Origin of the sequence: Flavobacterium kochi, assembly GCF_048286715.1 — a bacterium.
Taxonomy (GTDB): Bacteria; Bacteroidota; Bacteroidia; order Flavobacteriales; family Flavobacteriaceae; genus Flavobacterium.
Map to the genome: position 1 here is coordinate 1 of NZ_JBLVPW010000057.1, position 7,492 is coordinate 7,492.

Here is a 7,492-nt window from a genome sequence, read left to right on the forward strand (position 1 = left end):
CATACTTAATCGAATTTAATTGCAAATTTTCCGAATGTCAATTTACGTTACTAATTTACGCAATATATTCACGTCGCGGGAAAAACTCATGCGGGTTTGCGTGCGTTAAATCATGGTTCATATGCTATAATTAAGGATCCAAAGGATCGATTGGATTTTGATGAAGCGATGCTATACTGGGAATGAACTCTATAGTAGTCGAATTTACTCTTTTTAAAATGGTTGCCGGCAAATATCCTAATTCTTCTAAACAGCGGGTCTCAAATTTTTTATCTCCCACATAACTACTGTGTTCCCTGTTGGTAACTACGAGACTTTTCTTATTCATCGGAATTTGGTGCGCCGCCATCAATCGGCTGGCATTACGCAAATTGGTGGTAGTATGTCTGGCATAAGGATCAATAAGAATGTTTTCTTCGGGTATATTATAGACCTGCATTAATTCTTTTTTCATTTCGATAGCCTCACAAAAGGGAGTCCTGAACGGATGGGCATGCCCTCCCGAAACAATAATTAATGGGGCTTTTTTAGCCTTATATTCTAATACACCCAGTTCTATATTCAATTTCCCTAATGCAGATAACCGGTCCTGATAATTTTCGGGTCCATTACCTAATATTAAAATGGTTGCATAGTCAAAAGTATTAAAATTTAGGTGCTTTAAATTTGCAATAGCTTTCTTATTTTCATTTTTATCCAAAGGTTCGTCACGTGCCGCTTCGTCCCGATGGTTCAGGTACAACAGGGATAACGAAAGATCTAAACTGGTCTGAAAAAACAAGCTGTTTTCTTTTGTTTTTTTATGAGCTAAAAAATCACTCCACATATAAAGTGTGCCTTTATAATAATGAGATTTTACATCGTAGGAAACAGAATCAATTGCAGCATATTGTGGGGCTTCACCAAGTCCATAGACAGTGATGATGCGATTTATTCCCTGAGCGCAAACTAGCCAGGCTTTTGCCAATAAGGCTGCATCGGCACTGTTTTTAAAAGATTCATACCTACCGGAAGGACGTAAATTGTTTTTCACGAAATCCTGTAAAACTTTTTTTTCTTTTACCAAATCCTGTAGTTCATCCGCTATGATTTTAAGATCGGCTTCTTTAAATTGGTAGGCCTGCAGGAAGCCCTTTGGATTATCTTTGTAAGAATCTAGTTGGGTCGCAATTTCTAATTCTTGTTTCGTATAAATTGCTTTTAAAACGGTATTGTTTTCTAAGATTTCACTAACCGCTTTGTCTTTCTGAATTGCGGTCAATAAATAAAAATTTTTATCCTGAACCAGGGAAGTAGAATGGGAAAGTTTAAAGCTCAAATCAAATCCTTTTCCCGTTTGGCTATAGCCTGAAATAAATCCAAGCAGTACCATAATACAAATTATTTTTTTCATCTTTTTGTACTTAAGAAATAGGGCAACCGTATTGGATTGCCCTATTTAATTTAATTTTTAATACCCGCTGTTTTGGGTTATCGTACCCGGTGGCAATGCATCAATGTAGCGTTGCGGGATTGGAAAGTACTCATTTTTTCCTTTGATGAATAGCGCATTAGTCAAATGGGTTCTCCGCGTTTTTTCTACAGTCAAATAATTATTTAAAACCGTGTCGGCTTCTCCCCATCGTACTAAATTAAAGAAACGGTGGCCTTCCATAGCAAGTTCTAAACGCGTTTCTAAACGAACCGCATTTCGTGCTTCGGTCTGAACAGTCCAAACTAAATTATAAGTGCTTATGTTGTAATTAGCTGCGTTGGCGGTTCCGTCTAAAGTTTTTACATAGGCGGAATTAGCAGCGCGCTGTCTGATTTGATTGACCAAAGTTCTTGCTTCTTCTAATTTACCAATTTCTACTGCCGCTTCCGCTCTCCATAATACCACCTCTGCATAGCGTATTATATAATAGTTTAAAGCATTCACATAAGGCCAAACTGTTACATAATAAGGTGATTTTGCAGAAACGATACGCTTTTTAGGGGAAAACGAACCATAAGTTGCCAAATCCCTTGCCCAGGTATCTTGATACAAAATCCCTAAATCCTTATACGGTATTCCTGGACGGCCCACTGTAATATCTAAACGAGGATCCACATTGTCAGATGCAGTAACGTTTACATTATTTTCCAATGGCAATCCATTAGCATCTGTTTTAAATGCATTTACTAAATTTTGTGACGGGCGGTGGAAACCATATTGTGCATAAAACGGTCCTCCCGGAGCAGACAATCGGTCTCCTATACTTCCATTATAATTGTTGGGCTGACCATCTTTTACCGAATGTTGTACAGCAAAAATAATTTCTTTGGAATTGTCATTTTCCGGCAAAAATACTTGCTGGAAATCCGCTAGCAAGCCATAGCTGCTGTTAACCACTTCAGTGGTTGCGTCATAGGCTAATTGCCACTTGTTTTCAAATACATAACATTTTGCCAAATAGGCTTTAGCGGCAATCTTTGTTGGCCGTCCTGACTCTGCTTGTGCAGCCGGTAAATCGGCATAAGCTTCTTTAAAATCAGTTTCAATTTTTGTCCATAATTCTTCTGAACTAAAAGTGGTATTCGATTTTGCATAATCGGTAACTGTTGCTGCCGTCTCATCGATATACGGAATATGATTGTATATTTTTTTTAGTTCGAAATAAAAATGACCTCTTAAAAATTTTAATTCTGCCATTCGTTTTACTTTTAAGCCCGGATCGAAATCTGTGGAAGCATTCAATAAACGCATGGCTTCATTACTTCGTTTTACACCTTCATAAAGTGCCATCCATTTGCGCTCTATGTCAATGGTGGTCGAATTGGCTTTGTAAATTTCCATCTGATGGATGTTGTTCTGATCTCCGGTCCCTCCGCCGCCTTTGTAGGAGTCATCTGAAGTTACATCGCCAAAGCTCCAATTGGAATCAGGTGAATTAAGTGCATTGCTGGCCCCATCCATCTGACCATTCAGTATGCTGTACGCTGATATAATTGACTTTTCCACATTTGCTGGTTTAGTCATTTCGGAAGGATTTACTTCCCCATAGGTAACTTCCTCTAGAAAATTATTTGAACAGGAACTGCTCTGTAAGCCTATGATTACAAGAACTGCTATTTTTATGGTGTTTTTTATTTGCATCGTCATTAAAATTTAAAAGTTTAAATTACAGCCTACTGTGAATGTTCTTGAAGGAGGATAAATTCCCCTATCGATACCTATGTCAAGGTTTCTATTACTGGAAGTATAGCTTTGAAGCCCAATCTGGGGTGTCATACCACTATATTTTGTTATGGTAAATACATTACTGGCCTGAGCATACATGCGTAATTTGATTCCGTTTAAGGGCTCAGGACTAAAAGTGTAGCCCAGTTGTAAATTGTTTAATTTAAAATAAGAGCCATCCTCAACATAATAAGTAGAAGGACGAATGTTGTTGTTTTTATCGTCTAAGGATAACCTTGGAATCGTAGCATTCGGATTGTCTACGGTCCAGGCTCCTAATAAGGTAGCTTCTTTGTTATAAGCCGACTGATTAAAGAAACCCGTCTTATACTTGGTCAAATTGTAGATGTCATTCCCAAAACTTCCGTTGAAAAACATTCCCAAATCAAAGTTTTTATATTTTAAGTTTACATTAAAACCAAGCATTACATCCGGATGTGGGGAGCCTATGAACGTTCTGTCGTTAGTATTTACCACCCCATCACCATTAACATCCTTAAACCTGATGTCTCCCGCCTGCGCATTGGGTTGCATCGCATAATCGGTAACTTCCTGCTGACTCTTGAACAGGCCATCAGCAACATAGCCATAAAATGAACCTACAGGCTGACCTACCGCACTTCTTGATATTTCCTGATCAAAGTTGACACTGTGCAAAGAAGAACTGGGAATTCCTAAATAGGCCACATTAGTCAAAGCCGTCAACTCATTTTTGTAACCGGTCAAATTCAATGAAAGATCATAACTAAAGTCATGGGCCTTTTCAGCAAAATTTAAATCCAATTCAAAACCATGATTTTTCATTTGTCCGTCATTAATCCATTGTCCGTCATTAGTCCCTCCATATGTTAATGGAATTACATTGTACACAAGAATATCATCAGTAGTCTTATTGTAATATTCCGCGGTAACATTCAATTTATTATTAAAAAAACCCAAATCAAAACCTATGGTTTTTTGTGTAGTGGTTTCCCAAGCCAAATTAGCATTAGCAACACGTGTCTGGGTTAGACCGGTTGAAACCGTATTTTGGCCTCCTCCAATAGCATAATCGGAATAGTTGTTGTTGTTTGAATAACTGTCTACTGTAGAATAAGAAGGCAATTGTTGGTTTCCTGTTTGTCCCCAACTGGCTCGCAATAAAAAGGAGCTAAAAGCCTTTCCAAAATCAAAGAAATTTTCCTTGTCTATTCTCCATCCTGCTGAAACAGCCGGAAAAGTCCCCCAATTGTTATTCGCTAATCTTGAGGTTCCATCATGTCTTACGGTAGCGCTTAGTAAATATTTTTGATTGAAATTGTAATTGACCCTGGCAAAATAAGAGTTCAATGCCCATTCATCAGCGGTACCAGTGTTTAATTGATTTTCAGAACCATAGCTCAAATATCTAAAATTTGGATCTTCATAAAGAAAATTTTGGCGAGAGGCTCCGAAACCTTCATAATAATATTTAATGGCCTCTTGCCCTAAAAGGATATCAAGGTTATGTGCGTCAAATTGTTTTGTATAATTTAAGGTATTGGATAGCGTCAGTTGATAGTTAAAATTGTTAGTGGTAGTTAAAGAGTTTTTAACATTTTGAGTCAGTATTTCATTATAGACAGGGGAGAAACCTCTGAAATTATAATTTTGAAAATCGAGACCCAAAGAGGTTTTGAAAGTGAAATCACTAACTTTTACACTGGCAAATACATTTCCTAAAGCTTGAATCCTCTTTTGTTCATTGTCTTTAGCACGGGTTAAATTACCTAATGGATTTGAAATATCATTGATAGGATTTCCTGCAAAATTACCGTTGCTATCATATACGGGAATAATGGAAGGAAATTGTAAAGCATCATAGACGATACTTCCCAAAGCAACATTTGTTCCTGTTGCAACCTGTTCTGTATAAGACGAGGTAAAGTTTTCTCCAATGGTCAAAAAGTCAGCGACAGTATAACTGGAATTGAATCGTGCTGAGTAGCGTTCAAATCCGGTATGTCTTATGATTCCTTCCTGGTTGAAATATCCCAATGAAAAAGCATGTTGCCCATTCTTGTCTCCTTTAGATAATGACAGGTTGTAAGAATGAACAGCGGCGGGTTGCATAATTTCATTTATCCATTTTGTATCTGCGCTTGGTATGGTTTGTGCTGCATTGAGATAGGCTGGAATGGTAGCCATAGCAGGATTGTTACCATAAATGGCACTAGAGGGAACTTTACCGTCGTTTTTGTTAGCCTGCCATAGCAAATCACCGTATTGCTGTGCATTTAACATGGTTGGCAAATTAAAAGCAGACTGAATACCGGAATAGCCATCAAATTGAATCTTATTTTTTCCGTTTTTATCTCCTTTTTTAGTCGTGATAACAACAACTCCATTCGCAGCTCGTGAGCCATAAATAGAAGCAGATGCCGCATCTTTTAATACTTGTAACGTTTCAATATCTGCTGGATTGATTCCGTTTAAACCGTTTGAAGCCGGTACTCCATCTACAATCACCAGCGGATCATTATTGTTGATCGTACTAAATCCTCGAACTCTTATAGAGGTGCCTCCTCCCGGGCTGTTGTCACTCATGATTTGGACACCAGGCAAACGACCTTCCAACATTTCTACAACATTTGATTTTGGCTGGGATTTTATCTGTTCCATTTTTACTGATGAAATGGAAGCGGTAATGTTTCTTTTTTTCTCTGTACCATAGCCAACAACTACGATTTCTTCCAATTGTGAAGCTCCTTCTGATAGCACAACACTAATTTGATTTTTGTTTTCTATGTTAACTGTTTTTGTTTCGAATCCCATATAGCTAAAAGATAAAACAGTTGCATCAACAGGAATATTTAAAGCAAACTTTCCATTACTATCGGTCAATGTTTCTATTTTCGTATCTGCTATAAATACAGAAGCTCCAGGAATAGGTGCATTAGCCTGATCCAAAACAGTACCTGTAATTTTTCTCGTATCCTGTGCATATTTTTGTTTTGTAGGGTTAAGTTCCTTAACCAAAATTCCATTTTTAGTAATCTTAAAATCAAGATTGGCCTTCGTTTTCAAAACTTCCAAAACTTGGTCTAAATCTTGATTGTTGACGGCAATGGTTATTTTATTTTCAAGAAATTTTTGATCAGACATATAAATAAACTTGTTATTTGTCTGTTGTTCAATAAGATTGAAAATTTTCTTTATCGAAACATTTTTCAGGTTTAAATTAATTATTCCGTTTTTAGGTGAATTTTCAGCAACTTCGAGCGTTTTTGGAGTATTGGAATAAGTGGTCCAAACACCTAACTGAAGTAACAAGGATAAGGTTACTATAATTTGTTTTTTCATTGTATCTATGATTGTTTATTTTTAAATTTTAATGTCCAAGCCTATCTTAAGAAAGATGGTCTTACGAATTAATTAAATGCTGTTAATTATTCCCCTTCTGTCATAAGCCGCCAAAGCCTTACTGATGTATTTAAGGGCAAGAGCAATATGGTTTTCAACCGTTTTGGGAGTGATACCCAGAATTTCGGAAATCTCTTTGTATTTTAATCCGTCAATCCTGCTGAGTTCAAAGGCTTGACGTGACTTTTTGGGAATGACATCCAATATTTCGCGAATCATATTCATATTCATTTCCTTTTGTTCGTTGTCAATAATCTCTGCCTCTATACTGGGGATACTCATAGTATTAATGATTTTTGTTTCGTCAATTTGCTGATGAAACGGCTCTAACTTCTGTACTTTTTTTAAACTGTTTTTTACTACTACATATATATATGATTTGGGGTTCCTAATTCTGTCAAGAATATTCCTGTTATTCCATAATTCAATAAAAACGTCAGCTACTTTTTCCTCCACCAGGCAATAATTCGATTCATAACCTAGTCCAAAGCGACACAGCCGGTTGTAATATCTATTGAATAATAATTCCATTGCCTCTTGTTGGCCATTTCGTATTTGCTGAAATAAATAATCATCCGAAACACTGTCACTGCCACCTATTTTTATTTGATTATTTTTCATCAGACTTGGTTATTTCAAAAGTATTGTTCCCGTTTTTAGCTATATGCACATTCGATATAAATTCTAATGAAGCTATAAATTCATCTATTTTTTGATCTTTAAAGGCTCCCTTGATGCGCTGGTTTGCAATGGTATTATCCTTAATGATAAAATTTACTCCGTAGAATTGATTTATTTTAACCCAAGTTGCAGCACAAATGTTAAATAAAAGTTAATTTTGATTATATTTGTAAGATATTACCCTGATTAAAGAGTTACTGTTTTGAAGAAAGCCAGTAAAATGGGGCTTTT

General features: G+C 36.6%; 5 protein-coding genes. All 5 read right to left on the reverse strand.

What is annotated here, in order from left to right:
- Window positions 1-130: 130 nt before the first annotated feature.
- Window positions 131-1,393 (reverse strand): YdcF family protein, encoded by a 1,263-nt coding sequence (locus ACNQGH_RS21655; RefSeq protein WP_417958098.1) that lies wholly within the window; start codon window positions 1,391-1,393, stop codon window positions 131-133.
- Window positions 1,394-1,450: 57 nt separating this feature from the next.
- Window positions 1,451-3,115 (reverse strand): RagB/SusD family nutrient uptake outer membrane protein, encoded by a 1,665-nt coding sequence (locus ACNQGH_RS21660; protein ID WP_417958099.1) that lies wholly within the window; start codon window positions 3,113-3,115, stop codon window positions 1,451-1,453.
- A 12-nt stretch (window positions 3,116-3,127) separates the two neighbouring features.
- Window positions 3,128-6,520: a SusC/RagA family TonB-linked outer membrane protein gene (locus ACNQGH_RS21665; RefSeq protein WP_417958100.1), complete on the reverse strand. Its 3,393-nt coding sequence runs from the start codon at window positions 6,518-6,520 to the stop codon at window positions 3,128-3,130.
- A gap of 72 nt (window positions 6,521-6,592) precedes the next feature.
- Entirely contained in the window at window positions 6,593-7,201 is a 609-nt protein-coding gene (locus tag ACNQGH_RS21670) for a sigma-70 family RNA polymerase sigma factor (RefSeq protein WP_417958101.1), read from the reverse strand.
- Window positions 7,191-7,400 (reverse strand): FecR domain-containing protein, encoded by a 210-nt coding sequence (locus tag ACNQGH_RS21675; RefSeq protein ID WP_417958102.1) that lies wholly within the window; start codon window positions 7,398-7,400, stop codon window positions 7,191-7,193. The genes ACNQGH_RS21670 and ACNQGH_RS21675 overlap by 11 nt, the downstream gene beginning before the upstream one ends.
- Window positions 7,401-7,492 lie beyond the last annotated feature (92 nt).

Excerpts from the sequence above, each read along its gene's own strand:
- ACNQGH_RS21665 (WP_417958100.1), bottom strand. The coding sequence starts at position 6,520 with ATGAAAAAACAAATTATAGTAACCTTATCCTTGTTACTTCAGTTAGGT.
- ACNQGH_RS21670 (WP_417958101.1), bottom strand. The coding sequence starts at position 7,201 with ATGAAAAATAATCAAATAAAAATAGGTGGCAGTGACAGTGTTTCGGAT.
- ACNQGH_RS21660 (WP_417958099.1), bottom strand. The coding sequence starts at position 3,115 with ATGCAAATAAAAAACACCATAAAAATAGCAGTTCTTGTAATCATAGGC.
- ACNQGH_RS21655 (WP_417958098.1), bottom strand. The coding sequence starts at position 1,393 with ATGAAAAAAATAATTTGTATTATGGTACTGCTTGGATTTATTTCAGGC.